Below are 16,092 nucleotides of genomic sequence, written 5' to 3' on the forward strand. Positions count from 1 at the left end.
ATTCCATCAACATTTTTTGAATTTTTTGTGAAAGCCTTATGACAGAACCTGCCAATGAGGATATTCAGTATCCTTAGTTTCAAATGTTTTTGTCAGAAGATACTCTCTTGCTTTAAGAACCAAAGGAGAACTATTATTAACATTCAATTCAGACAATGGTATCCAAATTGCACCTAACGAATCTTGACCAATAAATTGTGTCACAGTGGTTTGGGCCTTTCCCTGATATTCTTCTATCAGGTTGAACACACAAACATGTTCGTTCCACGTATATCTTTGATACTTCCAAGGAAATCTGAAACTGACTGTTCCCAATTGATGCAACTTTGTTACCTTCAATCTTGTCTCTTCAGCAATTTCTCTAACAGCAGTATTTTCTAATGGTTCTCCCTCGTCCATACTTCCACCAGGCAAATCGTAGCGATTAATGTATGGACCATCATTTTTCTTGATCACCAATAGCCTTCCTGATTTATGAATAATTCCGTAAGATCCGAATGCAAAATGAAAAGTTTTACTGCTCATTTAGCCCAACCTCCCCTATCATTGAATTGAAAGTATTATTATAATAGTCATAATAAATATTAAATTCAATAAAATCTTATTCAAGGGGTAGATATTATGGCAGAGATTTCATCAGACGACTATTTCAAAATTGTTAAAAAAGTATGGGCAGGCGGAAAATTCAAAGACATGGGCGTTACAACTGGTAAGAAATATATTCAAATGTACAATGAATTCATGAAAAATGTCGGCAACGGTCAAACAACTGAAATTGAAGAAAAATTTCATCCCGATGATTGTGAACTAATCGCCTCAACAAATGTTGACGAGGGCCAAATGGTCATCATGTGTTCTCAAGAAAAGAATGGTAAAACCTATTTAGAAACATTTTCAGCCATCACTGATATTGATTTCTCAAATATGACACCCGTTGAAAGTGAATTTTATCATGAAATGATCCGTGCAGATACACAAGGACGTATTAAGGAAATTTAGGGAACAAAAATAAATTCTTAACATACAGCACCAATTATTTAATCCAGTAACAACCAATAAAAATAGTTACTGGATATTTTTGTGTAAAGTAGTGGACTTAGTCCACTACTATGCTATAATATCCTTAATTCAATAAAGGAGGTTTTCTATTGTTAAATCAAAGTGAGATTACATCAATTCGTAGTTTTAATCGTAACTACACTAAATTACTAGGCATTCTTAACAAAAAAGTTTTAGATACTCCTCTTAGTTGGACCGAAGGCCGTGTCATTCTAGAAATATATTTTAATCAAGACAAAACTCCAATTGAGGTTGCCAATCACCTATCCCTTGATAAAAGTTATACCAGTCGTATCCTCAAGCGCTTTGAAAAAAATGAATTACTCTATAAGTCTCCCTCCTCCACAGATCTCCGTTCTAAAAAGATCCATTTAACCTCTCAAGGAACAAAACTCGCTCAACAGTTAGATGAACGTTCCGACCAGCAAATCAAAGATTTATTAATCAATTTGTCCCCTCAACAGCAACAAGAATTTTTTGAAGCCGTCGAAACATTAGATAAATTACTATTCAATAGAAAGTAGGTTCTTTTCAATGTGGTATTCCAAAAAATTTTCAGAATTAAGCACCGATGAACTTTTCAAAATTTTATATTTACGCACAAAAGTTTTCGTAGTTGACCAAAATAGAGTCTATCAAGAAGTCGACGAACATGATCCCGAAGCTATTCATATATTCGACTTAGAAAATGGCCAAATTGTAGCTTATGCTAGAGTCTTTAACCAGAATGACAAAGTTACTTTCGGTCGAGTTCTCACTAGCCCGGACTACCGTGGTCAAGGATTGGGAAATGAACTAATGCAACATATCCTTAACACAATAAAAAAAGACTTTCCAAAGAAAGAAGTCGAAATTGATGCTCAAGTTCAAGTAGAAGGATTCTATCAAAAATTTCATTTTCAAACACAAGGTTCAGCCTTCTTGTTTAACCACACACCTTATTTAAAAATGACTCATGAAATGATTAGCTAAAAAAATTCACTCATCAATTTGAGTGAATTTTTTATTATGCCTAAATATTTATTAACGAGACTGTCTTTTGCCATCCTTGAACTTTTTCATTACATTCATTAATCGACATTTTGGGTTCAAAACTACGATATTCAATTGCAGCCTGCAAGACTTTTTCATCATAAAGATTTAGTTGCAGACCAGCTAAGAAGACTGCGCCCAAAACACTTAACTCTTCCACATTAGGAATCTTCACAGTTGCTTGTAACAGGTCACATTGAAATTGCATCAAGTAATTATTAGATGTGGCCCCACCATCGACTTTCAAAATATTGATTTGACCGCCAGTATCTTTTTTCATTAATTGCAAAATATCATTGATTTGATAAGCAATACTCTCTAAGCCTGCTTTAACAACTTCATTCTTTCGGGTTTTACGAGTCATACCGACAATAGTTCCTGTCGCATCATCATTCCAGTAAGGTGCACCCAATCCAGTGAAAGCTGGTACTAAATAAGTCTTGTCACTCTTATTGGCTTGATAAGCCATCTCTTCAGTTTCAGCACTGTGCTCTATCAATCCCAAATCATCTTTTAACCACTTGATAACTGTTCCGGAATAATTGACATTACCTTCCAAAACGTAATTCGACTGACCATTAATTCTCCAAGCAACCGATGTGATTAAACCATTTGACGACTTAACTGGTTTAGAACCGATATTCATCATGATTGATGATCCCGTCCCATATGTGGATTTAACATCCCCAAAGTTGGTGCATCTTTGACCAAATAAAGCCGCCTGCGAGTCACCTAACACTCCGTAAATTGGGATTTGATGATTCAAGATTCCTTCAAAATCAGTCATTCCAAATTTATCATTTGAATCAACAATTTTAGCTAAATACGATCTCTTTAAATCAAAAATTTTTAATAAATCATCGTCCCAGTCACCACTCTTTAGATCCATTAGCTGTGTTCTGGAGGCATTAGAAGGCTCAGTTTTAAAGCTTTGACCTTCAGTTAATTGATAAATTAACCAACTATCAACTGTTCCCAGACACAAGTCATTCTTTTGAGCAGCATCTTGAACTTCCGGAATATTCTCTAGTAGCCAAGTAAACTTAGCTGCTGTGAAATATGGTGACAAGGGCATACCTGTTTTTTCATAAATAGCTTGTTCAACACCAGTTTTTTCAATTCGTTCACAAATATCTTTAGCACGTGAACATTGCCAGACAACTGACTCTGACAAAGGTTTACACGTAGATTTTGACCAAGCTGTTGCCGTCTCTCTTTGATTAGTAATTCCTAATCCAACAATTTTAGCTGAATCAACTTTAGGGTCATCTAGAATTTTTCTTACCAAAAACAAAATATTTTGGTAAATCTCACGTAAATCATGACTGACCCATCCCTGCTTGCTAATAATTTGTCGATGATTACGTGTTACTTTTCTTAAAATCTGACCATCTTGATCTACTAGAACTACTTTGGTACCCTGTGTGCTCTGATCAATTCCCAACAAATACTTCATAATAATTTCTCCTTAAACTAAGAAATTGATTTTTCAACATTTTTGGCAATTCCGGCACCATCTAGACCATAGTAACTAAAAACTTCATCTTGGGTACCAGCAATTGCAGGTGCATCTGGGAATCCTAGAATATGAAGTTTTGCACTGCCTGATGTAGCAACCACTTCAGCTACGGCTGATCCAATACCGTTATAAATACTATGTTCTTCAATTGTATAAATATCAGAGAACTCATTACTAATCTTACTCAATAGTTCCGTATCCAATGGCTTCAAGCTAACTAAGTCAACAACTGTAGCTTTGATACCTTGTCTTTCAAGTAAATCTGCAGCCTTCAACGCTTCGGGGACTGTTTCTCCCATAGCTACTAACGCAACATCCTTACCGTTTCTCAAGACATTGGCTTTACCAGGTTTTACAAAGGCCTCTTCAGGGTTACTGTAACAATTGTTCAAAGCTTTCTTACCAATTCTGATATAGGCAGGTTTATCCGATTTAACTAAATACTTAAACAAGCCAACTGTTTGATATTGATCACAAGGCATATAAACTTCCAAATTTGGAATAGCTCTAGTGATTGCCAAATCTTGTAGAGAATGGTGAGTACTGCCCAAAACACTATAGGAATTGCCACCACTGATACCTAGCAATTTAACATTAGTATTAGAGTAAGAAACATCCACTTTAACTTGTTCGATACTTCTCATTGTCAAAAAGGCGGCTGGTGATACGGCGAATGGACGTTTAGCACTGTGAGCTAATCCAGCACTAATTGTGACAAGATCTTGTTCAGCAATACCAACTTCGACAATTTGCTTAGGCAATTCCTTGGCAAAAGGAACCAAAGACCCCGAACCTCTAGAATCACTAGTTAGAACAACAATATCAGAATCCTTCTTCCCAGCATCTACTAATTGTTCACAGATTACTTCCCCAACTTTACGTGCTTTTTCTTCTGACATTATTCTCTTTCCTCCAATTCTTTATCAAATACATCTAAGGCTTCTTTATATTGTTCTTCTGTTGGTACTTTGTGATGCCATTCAGCCTTGTTTTCCGCGAACGAAACACCACAGCCCTTAACCGTGTCAGCCAAAATCAAAGTAGGTTTATTTTGAACTGGCTTCAAATCGAAAGCATCAACCAATTGCGACATATCGTTACCATCAATTTCAACGACATTCCAACCAAAGGCTTCATATTTAGCTTTCAAAGGTTCACTATTCATAACATCCTTAGTCTTACCTGTAATTTGAAGACCATTGTGATCAATAATAGCCGTTAAATTATCAAGTTTGAAACTACCGGCAGCCATGGCTGCTTCCCAAACAGAACCTTCTGCTTGTTCGCCGTCACCCATTAAAACGTAAGTATGATAATCTTTGTCATCCATCTTAGCTGCTTTAGCAATTCCAACACTCAAAGCCAAACCATGTCCCAGTGAACCGGTATTCATTTCAATTCCCTTAATGTGATTATTAGGATGGCCAATATATGGTGATTTGAATTGTGAATATGTTAGAAGATCTTCTTTAGGAAAATATCCTCGATCGGCTAAAATATTCAAAAGAATTTCTACAGCGTGACCCTTTGATTGAATGTAACGATCACGATCTTCATTCTTAAATGTTTCTGGAGTTTGATTAAGTACCTTATAGTAGAGAGCAACCAAAATATCTGTACATGAAAGATCTGAACCAGTGTGTCCGGTTTTGGCACGATAAATCATTTCCCATGTCGCCTTTCTCATTTCAATAGCTTTTTTCTCTAGTTGTTCGACATCCATAGTAATTTCTCCTTACAGTCAATTTCAGTAATCGCTTTCAAAATTTATACTAAACTGTTTATCTAAATTTTTCAATAGTTTAGTTAAATAAATTAATCATTTAAAATGATCAGATTTATTTTATATGACATATATTCCCGTCAAATAAGCATTTATAGAAGATTGTTCTATTTTTGTTTAGTTATTAGTTTTCATAAACTATTGAATATTAGTTAATTCAGTTTTATAGTTTAGTTATGGAAACGCTTTCCCAATAATTAATTTATTAAATTAAGGAGCAATTATTTATGAGTGTAGATAAAATCAAATTAGGTTTCGCACCTACTAGAAGAAATATTTTTTCAGCTGACGCTGCTATTGAGTTCGCTAATTACACACGTAAGAAGCTAGATGATATGGGAGTCGATTATGTTGATATTAAAGATGTTAATGATGATGGTCTTCTTTATGATGACGAAGGCATGAACAAGATTGCCAAGAAATTTCAAGATGCTGACATTGGTGGTTTGTTTTTAGCTAATGAAAACTTTGGTACTGAATACGAATGTGCTCGGTTAGCAAAGAAACTAAACGTTCCCGTTTTACTTTGGGGACCAAAAGATGAAGCACCTGCGGCAGATGGTTCACGTTTAAGAGATACTCAATGTGGTCTATTTGCAATTGGAAAAGTTCTACGTCGTTTCCAAATTCCATTCACTTATGTTAAAAACTGTGATCTTGACGACCCTGCTTTTGAACAAGGTGTCAATGATTTCATCAAAGTATGTAATGTTGTTAAGACATTCAAAAATACTCGTATCTTACAAATTGGACCTCGTCCATTCGACTTTTGGAGCACAATGGTCAATGAAGGTGAATTGCTAGAAAAATTCAATATCTCACTCTCACCTATTCCAATTACAGAATTGGTAGAAAAGATTCATGAGTTGATCGACAAGAAGGATCCTGAAATTGCAGAAACTGAAAAGACTTTGAACTCTGTCGCCGATGTCCAAATTTCTGACAAAGATTTACAAATGGTTGCTACACTTAAAGTTGCTATCAAGAGATTAGCTAAGGCCTATGGTTGCAATTCTGCCGCTATCCAATGCTGGACTGCTCTTCAAGACGAAATCGGTATTCTTCCTTATGCTTCTGAATCCTTGCTTCAAGATGAAGGTTTACCCGTAACTTGTGAAACTGATATTCACGGCGTTATCTCTGAACTATTGGTTGAAGCCGCAACTATGGGCGACCACAGAGCCATTTTTGCTGACGTTAACTGTCGTCATCCAGAAAATCCTAATGGCGAATTACTACAACACTTGGGTGTCTTCCCATATTCAACTGCTAAAAACAAACCTATTTTGCCAAAATCACACTTTGTTTTCGATTATCCAGGGTCAGTAGGATTCCAAGCTCAAGATGGTAACTACACTCTCTGCCGCTTTGATGGTGATAACGGTAAGTACTCAATGTTAATGGGTAACGCTAAAACATGTGAAGGACCATACGAACAAGGTACTTATATTTGGTTACAGTTTGCTAACCTCAACCGCTTCGAAACTAAACTAGTTTATGGACCATATATCCATCACATGGCTGCTGTTCGTGATGACGTTGTGCCTGTTCTCTATGAAGCATGTAAGTATTTAGGTGTTACTCCTGATTTCTATGATCCTATCGAGGACGATGTTAAAGCTTATCTTCGTGGCGACACTTCCTCAATCATTAAATAATTCAGTACGCAAAAAGAGTGATGTATTCTATTAAAAATACATCACTCTTTTTATTTCAAAAAAAAAGCCAAACCATTTCTGATTTGACTTCTTCAAATAAATTAACTACAATTCTTGACCATTTGATTCAATAACTTTTTGATACCAGTAGAATGACTTCTTCTTGTATCTGTCCATATTACCATTGCCATCATCGTCTAAATCAACATAGATAAAGCCGTAGCGTTTGGACATCTCACCTGTAGAAGCACTAACTAAATCAATGCAGCCCCATGGAGTGTAACCCATCAAGTCAACCCCATCGTCAATTGCACCGGCCATCGCTTGAATATGTTGTTTCAAGTAATCAATACGATAATCATCTTCAACATAATGATTATCATCTGGTTTATCGATAGCACCTAAACCATTTTCAACAATGAATAGTGGTTTTTGATAGCGATCATACAATTGGTTCAAAGCAATTCTCAAACCAGTTGGATCAATTTGCCAGCCCCAATCACTTGCTTTAAGGAATGGATTTTTAACACCACCTAATAGATTTCCACTAACTGTATCGTTATCTTTCTTAGTAGTTTCAACTGCTGAAGACATGTAATAACTGAAACCAATGTAATCAACTGGATACTTCTTGATCAATTCCAATTCTTCATCAGTTCTATCCAAATCAGAAAGTTTCAAACCGTATTCAGCTAACAATCTCCTTGTATAACTTGGATATTGACCACGAACTTGAACATCGCCACAGAAGAAATTGAAATCTTGGTTTTGTTGCAAAGTAGCCAATTGGTTGACTGGATTTGCATCATAACTATAAGTTGTAGCGTACAGAATCATACAACCAATTTGTAGGTTTGGATCCAATTCGTGACCGATTTTAACAGCTTTAGCACTAGAAACAAATTGATTATGCCATGCTTGGAAAACATTCTTCTTGTCGTTAGCACCATTTGAAGGAACTAAGCCTTGACCCATAACTGGGAAATGAGCAGCACTATTGATCTCATTGAAAGTCATCCAGTACTTAACTTTCTTGTAGTAACGTGTCAAAACAACTTTGGCAAATCTTTCGAAGAATGTGATTAACTTCTTATTCTTCCAACCACCATAATTTTTAGCCAAATTTAATGGCAATTCATAGTGAGAAATAGTAATTACTGGCTCAATATTGTATTTTAGACATTCATCGATTACTCGATCATAAAATTCCAATCCCTTTTCATTTGGTTCTGTTTCGTCACCATTTGGAAAGATTCTTGACCAAGCAATAGAGAAACGATAACACTTAAAGCCCATTTCTGAGAATAATTTGATATCTTCTTTAAAACGATGATAGTAATCGATACCGACATGATTAGGATATTTATATTTACTTTCATCAATCGTCCAGTCAAATTCAGGACTTTGAACAATTTGGAATCTCTCTTTGCCACCAGGCAAGGCGTCCGCAATAGATAGGCCACGTCCATCTTCCTTATAGCCACCCTCTAATTGATTAGCAGCTGTAGCGCCACCCCACAAGAAATTCTTTGGAAATTCTGTCATTAGATTCACCTCAAAATAAATTATTTAATTAAATGATACCGCATATTAATCGTTTCTGTAAACGTTTTACTAAACAAATTACATTATTTTACATAAAAAGTGTAATAAATTTTGCAATACCGATTTTAATTTAGTATTATTTTATGTGATAGGAGGTCATCTCATGACAGTAAAAATGGATGACATTGCACGTCTCGCCAACGTTTCTAAATCGGCCGTATCCTTAGCCCTAAATGGTAAAGACGGTGTGAGTCAAGAAACTAGAGACAAGATTTTTGATGTAGTAAACAAATATGGGTATAAACCACTTAGAAAGAACAAGAAGAATACTGATAAAGTTCTTACCAGCGTTAACTTCTTAGTTGTTAAAACAGCCGGCTTAGTTAGTGGAAATTACCGTTCGTTACCCTTCTTTGATAGTTTGATTTCTTCGCTATCAGAAAAAGTTAGTGAAACTGGTGGTAGCTTAAAGATAATCACTACTGATAGTGAATCGCTCCCTCAAACATTGGATGAAATTAAAAAGGATCAGACCGATGGTACAATCGTTTTAGGTACTGATTTGAATGCTACCCAAGCGGAACTAATTAACAATAAACTGAACAGTGTAATATTTGTTGATACATATTTCGACAATATAACAGCTGACTTTGTAACAATGGATAATTATCAGGGAGCCATGCTAGCAGGTAATTACATTTTAAGTAAAGGTTATAAAGATATTGGTTATTTTGCTTCCGATAAAATTATTTCCAATTTCATTGAACGAAGACGAGGTTTCCGTGATTCTCTTAAATTGGCCAACATTAAAATTAGCAATGATCATTTTTATTCAGTCTCTCCCACAGAAGTTAATCCAAAGGGATTAGATATTGAAAATATAACTAAAAAAGATTTACCTGAAGTAATCTTTTGTGAAGATGACTATATTGCCATTAGATTAATAAAAGCTGCTCAACAAAAGAACATCAAAATTCCTAAACAATTGGCTATTATTGGTTTTGACGATATTTACGAGAGTTCTTTGATAAGTCCTGAATTAACAACCATTCATGTCCCCGTTGATCAAATGTCCGAACAAGCTCTTTTCCAATTACAAAGACGACTATTCACTCCAAATTGGTCCCCACAGAAAACTCTTATCTCTACTAAATTAATTAAACGTAATTCAATTTAAGTCGAAGCAAAAAAGTTTCGACTTTTTTTATTGTCCAAAAATCCAATCAAATCAATGTTTTTATAAAACACACATTTTATTTTAGTTCTATTTTAGTAAAATACTCTTGATGTTTAATAATCTATGTGGTAATTCAGAGTCGTTAAAGAAAGCGGATACATAAAAAGGAGGACAACAATGCTTAAAGTAAATAATCATCAAATATATAAAGATGATAAGCCATTCTTCTACTTAGCAGATACTTGTTGGAGTGCTTTTACCAATATTTCAAACAGTGATTGGAAATATTACTTAGATTATCGTAAACAACAGGGATTCGATGCAATACAAATCAATGTTCTTAAACAATGGGATGCTAGTGGAGATGATTTAAATTTATATCCATTCCCCATCACTAGACACGAAGACGGAAGTTACTCATTTGATTATACAAAAATAAATGAAAAGTATTTTGATCGTGCCGAACAAATGCTATTCGAAATGCAAAAGCACGACATGGTTCCTGTTTTAGTTCTAATGTGGTGTAATTACGTGCCCGGAACCTGGGCATCACATTTAGCTATAAACAATCAGTTCCCTTACGAACAAATTGAGAATTATGTTAAATACGTTACAAATAGATTTAAAAAATTCAATCCAATTTATTTTGTAAGTGGTGATACAGATTTTCCGACTGAAGAAACTATTAAATACTACAGAGAAGTTTTTAAAGTAGCTAAAGAAAATGATCCTAACGCAATTTACACTTTCCATATTAAAGGAAGATATGAAGAGTTACCTGAAGAATTTAAAAAGCAAATCGACTTCTTTAGTTATCAATCTGGACATAATTTTGAAGGACAACACACCGCATATGATATTCCTATGCATCAAAGGTCTTTAGGGTTTGATAAACCAATTATTAATACAGAGCCATGTTATGAACAAATCAGCTACAGCCGTAACATGTATGGTCGTTATTCTGCTAAAGATGTTAGAGCTGCTTCCTGGAGTTCGGTTCTATCAGGTGCTAACGCCGGTATTACCTATGGCGCTCATGGCATTTGGAGTTGGCATCACACTGGTGCAACATTCGGTGTAGTTGAAGGTGAAGGATTTGATTCTCCCTTTGATTGGCACGATGCAATTCATTTTAACGGTGCAAACGACATAGCCTTCTTAAAACACATTATGGAAAAAGAATTTCCAAATGGATGTCAGCCAACTAATATCAAAATCAATAAAGAGGAAAGTATTAGATCAGCTATAAATGATAAAAAAGATAAAATGATTATTTATATTCCAACTAATACCAAAATTGATTTAAAAGATTCTGATTTTAACGAAAAAAATTCTCATGCAACAATTACTGACTTATTAACTTACAACACAAAAAATCTAGATTGGTTTAAACCTAAAACTCTGAATATGAGTAATGTTCAATCCGATTCAATAATTATTCTTTCAAAGGAGTAGAATCATGACTGATAAAGAATTAGCGCAAAAGATTGTTGATCTAGTTGGTGGAAAAAACAACGTTAATAGCTTAATTCATTGTGTAACTAGATTAAGATTTAAATTAAAGGATGAAAGTATTGCCAAAACAGATGACATCAAAAATCTTGATGGAGTCATGACCGTAATTAAAAGCGGTGGTCAATATCAAGTCGTCATCGGTGACAAAGTAGCAGACATCTATAATCAAGTTATGCCTATATTAGGTCTAAAGATTGATGATGATAACGCTGCCGAAAATATCGACAATAACAAAAAAGAAAAGAAAAACATTTGGAATTCATTAGTTGAATTACTATCATCCCTATTTATGCCTGTACTTGGTCCTTTAGCTTCAGCAGGTATTCTAAAAGGTATTTTAGTATTATGTACAGTTACTGGTATTCTCACCGAAAAGTCCGGTACCTACATGATCCTTTACGCAGCTTCAGATGCTGTGTTCTACTTCTTACCAATCATTTTAGGTTTCTCTGCAGCTAAAGCATTTAAAACAGATCCATTTCTTTCAGCAATTATTGGTGGTGCTTTAGTCTATCCTAATATGGTCAGTGCATACAGTGCTGGTAAGGCTCTACACTTTATGGGAATTCCTGTAATTCTTATGAATTATACTCAAACATTAATTCCTATCGTTGCCGCAATTTATTTGCTATCAATCGTTCAAAAGTACTTAAACAAAATTGTTCCTAAACAATTAAAGGGTATCTTTGTTCCTCTATTATCTCTAGTTATCGTTGTTCCATTATCATTCCTTATTGTTGGTCCTGTTACAAGCACTCTAAGTCAATGGTTGGCTGACGCTGTTCTATGGATTTACGGAATTGCACCAACATTTGCCGGTTTCCTTTTAGCTGGTATTTGGCAATTGGCTGTTCTTTTAGGTTTGCACTGGGCATTCATTCCTATTTTCCTAAACAACATTGCAACAAAAGGATTTGATCCAATTAACGCTATGCTTTACTGTACTGTTTTTGGTCAAGTAGGTGCTGCTTTAGCTATGTCTATTAAAGCCAAAGACCCTAAGTTTAAGGAGCTGTCTATTTCAGCAACCATTTCTGGTTTCCTTGGAATTACAGAACCAATTATTTATGGTGTTACCCTTCCACATAAGAAATCATTCCTAATGGCATCTATTGGATCTGCTTTTGGTGGTGCTATCGCCGGATTCTCTGGTGCCAAAATGTTTGGTGGCTTTGCATCAGGTGGTATCTTCGGTATCCCAATGTTCATCGGTAATCATGGTATCAATTCTTCATTTATTGGTTTTCTAATTTCATTGGTAGTAGCGTTCTCAATTGCATTAGTTTTAACATTAGTTTTAGTTCCTAGTGTCAAAACAAGTAAAAAAGATACAAAAGGAGCTACTACCGAAGTAACAGATTCAAGCATTGAATCACCATTATCAGGTACAGTAATGCCTCTTTCATCCGTAAACGACGAAGTATTTTCAAAAGGATTTATGGGTAAAGGAGTTGCAATTAGTCCCACTCTCGGAGAGGTATATGCACCATTTGATGGAGAAGTAGTATCAGTATTCCCTACAAAACATGCGATTGGCTTGAAATCTAATGCAGGTGTCGAATTACTAATTCACATCGGTTTAGATACAGTTAACTTAAAAGGAAAACACTTTGACACTCAAATCAAAGCAGGAGATACTGTTAAATCTGGTCAGCTTATAGAAAAATTTGATTACAAAGCAATTCAAAAAGATGGCTATGATATTACTGTTCCAATCATCATAACTAATTCAAATGATTTTAAGGACATTAGTGTTTTAAAATCCAATCAATCAATTGAGCATGGTGACGATTTACTTAATGCGTCAAATCAAAATAATGATGATGAAATTAACAGTACAGTTACTAGTCATGCTTAATCAATAAAAAAGAGGCTTCCAGTCGGAAGTCTCTTTTTTATATAAATCCTAATATCTTAATAACTACCATAGCTAAAACAATGCTGACAATAGCATGAAACATAAACAAAATTGAAAATGCTACAAAGTAAATTGCTCCAGTCATAACAGCTGTCCTTAAATTAAACAAATAAAGTATTGATCCCAAAATTAATAGAACTACGACCCATGGCAAAATGCCTTTATTAACGGTGATAAAATCGTTCTTACTCAAGTCATAACCGGTGCTGGCTATCATGATGGTCAACAATACATATACCAGAATCATCCACCATGAGGCATTAGCAAAACTTGATTTCATATTATCCAAAACGGAATCAAAGATTATGCTAATGGAAACACTCTTGTTAACATTCAAACTCTGAATCAATGTACTAAAACTAAATTGAGCTTTTAACAAGAACTTCTGTAACAAATACAATGCTAACGAACACATATAATACGGTGCTAAGCCTATAAAGAAGTTCCCTAGCATTTGATAAACATTGTGATCATTCCACTTATGATCTACAGAACCTAATGATCCTGATTGACGATAATTCAAGTTTAACAATTGAACGTTAGTTACCTTATGTCCAAACAGATAAGCAAAAATGGCATGACCTAATTCATGAATAATGACGCCGACTCCACCAACAATTAGCTGACTACTGTTTCCCAAATTATTAACCAAAGTAATTTTTGACAGATGTCCCAACCAGGAAGTTACCAGTGACGTTAAGTACGGAATTAAAGTAAAAGTAGCTACGAAAATTAACACGAAATCAAAATAATTATTCCACAAAGCTCATCTCTCCTTAGTGTAATTTTGTAAATTATATAACTATTTTACTTTTTCTATTCCATTTAGCCTGCGATTTGTATCATTCTTAAGTAATTGATAAATAGTTGCGGCTACGGGCACTCCCAAAAGCATCCCGACGATGCCGCCAAGTCCACCACCAACAGTAATTGAAGCCAAAACCCAGATTCCTGGTAGTCCAATTGAAGTCCCGACAACTCGTGGATAAATAACGTTACTTTCAAACTGTTGTAAAACTAATAGGAAAACGATGAAGAAAACTGCCTCAATCGGTGATTTAACAGCAATCAACAGGAATCCAACAATTCCACCCAACCATGCTCCCAAAATGGGAATCAAAGCTGTAATACTGACAAATGCACCAACTGATAAAGCATAAGGAAATCTAAATATTATCATTCCTAGTGAACATAAACTTCCTAAAATAATTGCTTCTGTAACTTGTCCAGCAATAAAATGGCTAAACATATCATCTGCAATATCAACTACATACTTAACCTTTTGGATATGTTCATTTTTCAAATAAGCATGAGCCAACTTTTTAATCTGACGACCTAACTTTTCCTTAGTAGCCAGAATATAAATAGCAAAAGTTAAAGCTAAAATGAAATTGACAAAGCCTTTAGTAATACCAGTCACAATTTTAAAAGTTGAGCCAAAGACACCACCCATTCCGCTAGTCAGATACTTCATAACTTTGCTTTGTACGGATGACCAATCAATATTCATTGACTCCAATTGATCAGAGATAACCGAATTATGATTTATTTTTTCTAACAGAGCCGATAAGCCTTCAAAGAATGAAGGAATATTTTTGAAGAAATCAGCTAAGGCATTGAAAAATTGAGGCAAGACCAATCTAAATACTCCTACCATTACTAAAGTCACAATAACCAAAGTGGTCAAAATAACTAGTGCCCGACGACTCTTCTGTAAAATTTTGATCTTAGTATTAGGAAAAAAATATTTTTCCAACTTAACACATAAGATATTTAAGACATATGCCAATACAGCTCCCAGAATCAGTGGCATCGCAACTCCCAAAATATTTAAAAAAATATTATAGATTTCTACTGGATATATCAGGATAAACAATACTAATACTATGATTATTCCATATTGGATTAATTTTTTTCGACTTAGCTTCATAGACTACTCCCTAATTTACTTGTCTAACCAATATATCATAAAAAAGGATGCCATAAATACCATGACATCCTCTTTCTTTTAAAGATTATTTGCTTTAACCCATCGTTTAATAACTTCAATCTCTTTTTTGTTACCATTAAACTCTGAGAAAACGAGTGCTTTATCGATGTAATCCTGTACTTTCCCATTATTACCGTTAACTCGATTTTCATTCATTGCTAGTTGAGCATAAATTCGAGCAATGTAATATGTAACATGATTCTCAGCACAGACCTTAACACCATAATTCAACAATGCATTAGCTGTTTCCAAATCCTGTTTTTCCGAATAGTAAATCGCAGAATAAAAAATAATATTGATATAACGCCAGATCTTGCTTACATCATCAATAGACATTGTATAAATATTATTGAATACCTTGCTGAAGTAGTATTCACTCTTCGAATCGTCACCTTGCTTGGCATAAACCATACCCATACCTACAAATGATAAGAAGGTAAAAATGGTTTCACCACGAGTATCTAATTCCGATAAAATACGATTGAAATCAAAGACCGCATCAAACAAATCTCCGTCATCCAAAACATTCAAATAACCTCTCAAATAATAATATTGCATCAAGAGGTTCTTATCATTATTCAAAATGTCAGGGTCAATCTTATTAATAATTGCCCAGGCATCATCATATTCCTGAATAATCAAATTGAATTCTGCTTGGCTCATTTCTTTAGCGACTTTTTTACTGCTGCTATCATTTACGCCAATAATACTATCTAAGGATAGACCGAGACGATTACATAATTTAATTAAAATTTTCAATGATGGAATTTTACCATTATTCTCAAACTTACTTAATGTAGCTTGAGTACAGATACCATTGCTCAATTCCTTTTGTGAGAGTCCTAACTCTTTTCTTTTATCAATAAACGCCTGTATATCCACGCCATCGCCCCTGT

General features: G+C 34.7%; 15 protein-coding genes. 7 read left to right on the forward strand and 8 right to left on the reverse strand.

Translation table 11 applies throughout. From position 1 onward, the window contains the following. Positions 1 to 36 precede the first annotated feature (36 nt). Positions 37 to 525, reverse strand: coding sequence for an NUDIX hydrolase (locus ACI6PB_RS11060; RefSeq protein ID WP_025085692.1), 489 nt, complete (start codon positions 523 to 525; stop codon positions 37 to 39). Between the two features lie 96 nt (positions 526 to 621). Here ACI6PB_RS11060 and ACI6PB_RS11065 point away from each other — a divergent pair, with 96 nt between their 5' ends. From ACI6PB_RS11065 to ACI6PB_RS11075, 3 genes are all read left to right on the forward strand, one after another. Further along, entirely contained in the window at positions 622 to 999 is a 378-nt protein-coding gene (locus ACI6PB_RS11065; protein ID WP_056955800.1) for a hypothetical protein, read from the forward strand. Between the two features lie 149 nt (positions 1,000 to 1,148). After that, positions 1,149 to 1,583 carry a MarR family winged helix-turn-helix transcriptional regulator gene (locus tag ACI6PB_RS11070; protein ID WP_056955801.1) on the forward strand — a complete coding sequence of 145 codons (435 nt, stop codon included), beginning with the start codon at positions 1,149 to 1,151 and terminating at the stop codon, positions 1,581 to 1,583. A 10-nt stretch (positions 1,584 to 1,593) separates the two neighbouring features. Beyond that, a complete protein-coding gene (locus ACI6PB_RS11075; RefSeq protein ID WP_404327420.1) occupies positions 1,594 to 2,031 on the forward strand; it encodes a GNAT family N-acetyltransferase in 438 nt (145 codons plus the stop codon). Between the two features lie 40 nt (positions 2,032 to 2,071). On the opposite strand, the gene ACI6PB_RS11080 is transcribed toward ACI6PB_RS11075, so the two are convergent. From ACI6PB_RS11080 to ACI6PB_RS11090, 3 genes are read right to left on the reverse strand one after another with little or no spacing between them, the layout of a single operon-like run. Beyond that, the gene (locus ACI6PB_RS11080) at positions 2,072 to 3,547 is read right to left on the reverse strand and encodes a glycerol kinase (protein ID WP_404327421.1); all 1,476 of its coding nucleotides are present in this window, start codon (positions 3,545 to 3,547) and stop codon (positions 2,072 to 2,074) included. Positions 3,548 to 3,564: 17 nt separating this feature from the next. After that, positions 3,565 to 4,509 (reverse strand): transketolase C-terminal domain-containing protein, encoded by a 945-nt coding sequence (locus tag ACI6PB_RS11085; protein ID WP_309510707.1) that lies wholly within the window; start codon positions 4,507 to 4,509, stop codon positions 3,565 to 3,567. Next, on the reverse strand, positions 4,509 to 5,333 hold the full coding sequence (locus tag ACI6PB_RS11090) for a transketolase (RefSeq protein ID WP_309510706.1): 825 nt from the start codon (positions 5,331 to 5,333) through the stop codon (positions 4,509 to 4,511). The genes ACI6PB_RS11085 and ACI6PB_RS11090 overlap by 1 nt, the downstream gene beginning before the upstream one ends. Before the next feature lie 287 nt (positions 5,334 to 5,620). Here ACI6PB_RS11090 and ACI6PB_RS11095 point away from each other — a divergent pair, with 287 nt between their 5' ends. Then, a complete protein-coding gene (locus ACI6PB_RS11095; RefSeq protein ID WP_056955803.1) occupies positions 5,621 to 7,051 on the forward strand; it encodes an L-fucose/L-arabinose isomerase family protein in 1,431 nt (476 codons plus the stop codon). A 105-nt stretch (positions 7,052 to 7,156) separates the two neighbouring features. Here the strand turns inward: ACI6PB_RS11095 and ACI6PB_RS11100 are convergent, their stop codons facing one another. Next, the gene (locus ACI6PB_RS11100) at positions 7,157 to 8,596 is read right to left on the reverse strand and encodes a glycoside hydrolase family 1 protein (protein WP_404327422.1); all 1,440 of its coding nucleotides are present in this window, start codon (positions 8,594 to 8,596) and stop codon (positions 7,157 to 7,159) included. A gap of 163 nt (positions 8,597 to 8,759) precedes the next feature. Here ACI6PB_RS11100 and ACI6PB_RS11105 point away from each other — a divergent pair, with 163 nt between their 5' ends. From ACI6PB_RS11105 to ACI6PB_RS11115, 3 genes are all read left to right on the forward strand, one after another. Then, on the forward strand, positions 8,760 to 9,773 hold the full coding sequence (locus ACI6PB_RS11105; protein ID WP_025085686.1) for a LacI family DNA-binding transcriptional regulator: 1,014 nt from the start codon (positions 8,760 to 8,762) through the stop codon (positions 9,771 to 9,773). A gap of 177 nt (positions 9,774 to 9,950) precedes the next feature. Further along, entirely contained in the window at positions 9,951 to 11,228 is a 1,278-nt protein-coding gene (locus ACI6PB_RS11110; RefSeq protein WP_404327423.1) for a DUF4038 domain-containing protein, read from the forward strand. Positions 11,229 to 11,232: 4 nt separating this feature from the next. Beyond that, positions 11,233 to 13,146, forward strand: coding sequence for a beta-glucoside-specific PTS transporter subunit IIABC (locus ACI6PB_RS11115; RefSeq protein ID WP_404327424.1), 1,914 nt, complete (start codon positions 11,233 to 11,235; stop codon positions 13,144 to 13,146). 37 nt (positions 13,147 to 13,183) lie between these two features. Here the strand turns inward: ACI6PB_RS11115 and ACI6PB_RS11120 are convergent, their stop codons facing one another. The 3 genes from ACI6PB_RS11120 to ACI6PB_RS11130 all read right to left on the reverse strand — a co-directional run bounded on the left by ACI6PB_RS11120 (position 13,184) and on the right by ACI6PB_RS11130 (position 16,078). Beyond that, the gene (locus tag ACI6PB_RS11120) at positions 13,184 to 13,969 is read right to left on the reverse strand and encodes a hypothetical protein (RefSeq protein WP_404327425.1); all 786 of its coding nucleotides are present in this window, start codon (positions 13,967 to 13,969) and stop codon (positions 13,184 to 13,186) included. A gap of 39 nt (positions 13,970 to 14,008) precedes the next feature. Beyond that, on the reverse strand, positions 14,009 to 15,136 hold the full coding sequence (locus ACI6PB_RS11125) for an AI-2E family transporter (RefSeq protein ID WP_056955805.1): 1,128 nt from the start codon (positions 15,134 to 15,136) through the stop codon (positions 14,009 to 14,011). A gap of 78 nt (positions 15,137 to 15,214) precedes the next feature. Beyond that, positions 15,215 to 16,078, reverse strand: a complete 864-nt coding sequence (locus ACI6PB_RS11130; protein ID WP_404327426.1) for a helix-turn-helix domain-containing protein — start codon at positions 16,076 to 16,078, stop codon at positions 15,215 to 15,217. Positions 16,079 to 16,092: the final 14 nt, after the last annotated feature.

Source organism: Companilactobacillus paralimentarius (assembly GCF_963227125.1).
Classification (GTDB): domain Bacteria; phylum Bacillota; class Bacilli; order Lactobacillales; family Lactobacillaceae; genus Companilactobacillus; species Companilactobacillus paralimentarius.

Excerpts from the sequence above, each read along its gene's own strand:
- ACI6PB_RS11060 (WP_025085692.1), bottom strand. The coding sequence starts at position 525 with ATGAGCAGTAAAACTTTTCATTTTGCATTCGGATCTTACGGAATTATT.
- ACI6PB_RS11065 (WP_056955800.1), top strand. The coding sequence starts at position 622 with ATGGCAGAGATTTCATCAGACGACTATTTCAAAATTGTTAAAAAAGTA.
- ACI6PB_RS11075 (WP_404327420.1), top strand. The coding sequence starts at position 1,594 with ATGTGGTATTCCAAAAAATTTTCAGAATTAAGCACCGATGAACTTTTC.
- ACI6PB_RS11080 (WP_404327421.1), bottom strand. The coding sequence starts at position 3,547 with ATGAAGTATTTGTTGGGAATTGATCAGAGCACACAGGGTACCAAAGTA.
- ACI6PB_RS11085 (WP_309510707.1), bottom strand. The coding sequence starts at position 4,509 with ATGTCAGAAGAAAAAGCACGTAAAGTTGGGGAAGTAATCTGTGAACAA.
- ACI6PB_RS11090 (WP_309510706.1), bottom strand. The coding sequence starts at position 5,333 with ATGGATGTCGAACAACTAGAGAAAAAAGCTATTGAAATGAGAAAGGCG.
- ACI6PB_RS11095 (WP_056955803.1), top strand. The coding sequence starts at position 5,621 with ATGAGTGTAGATAAAATCAAATTAGGTTTCGCACCTACTAGAAGAAAT.
- ACI6PB_RS11100 (WP_404327422.1), bottom strand. The coding sequence starts at position 8,596 with ATGACAGAATTTCCAAAGAATTTCTTGTGGGGTGGCGCTACAGCTGCT.
- ACI6PB_RS11105 (WP_025085686.1), top strand. The coding sequence starts at position 8,760 with ATGACAGTAAAAATGGATGACATTGCACGTCTCGCCAACGTTTCTAAA.
- ACI6PB_RS11110 (WP_404327423.1), top strand. The coding sequence starts at position 9,951 with ATGCTTAAAGTAAATAATCATCAAATATATAAAGATGATAAGCCATTC.
- ACI6PB_RS11115 (WP_404327424.1), top strand. The coding sequence starts at position 11,233 with ATGACTGATAAAGAATTAGCGCAAAAGATTGTTGATCTAGTTGGTGGA.
- ACI6PB_RS11125 (WP_056955805.1), bottom strand. The coding sequence starts at position 15,136 with ATGAAGCTAAGTCGAAAAAAATTAATCCAATATGGAATAATCATAGTA.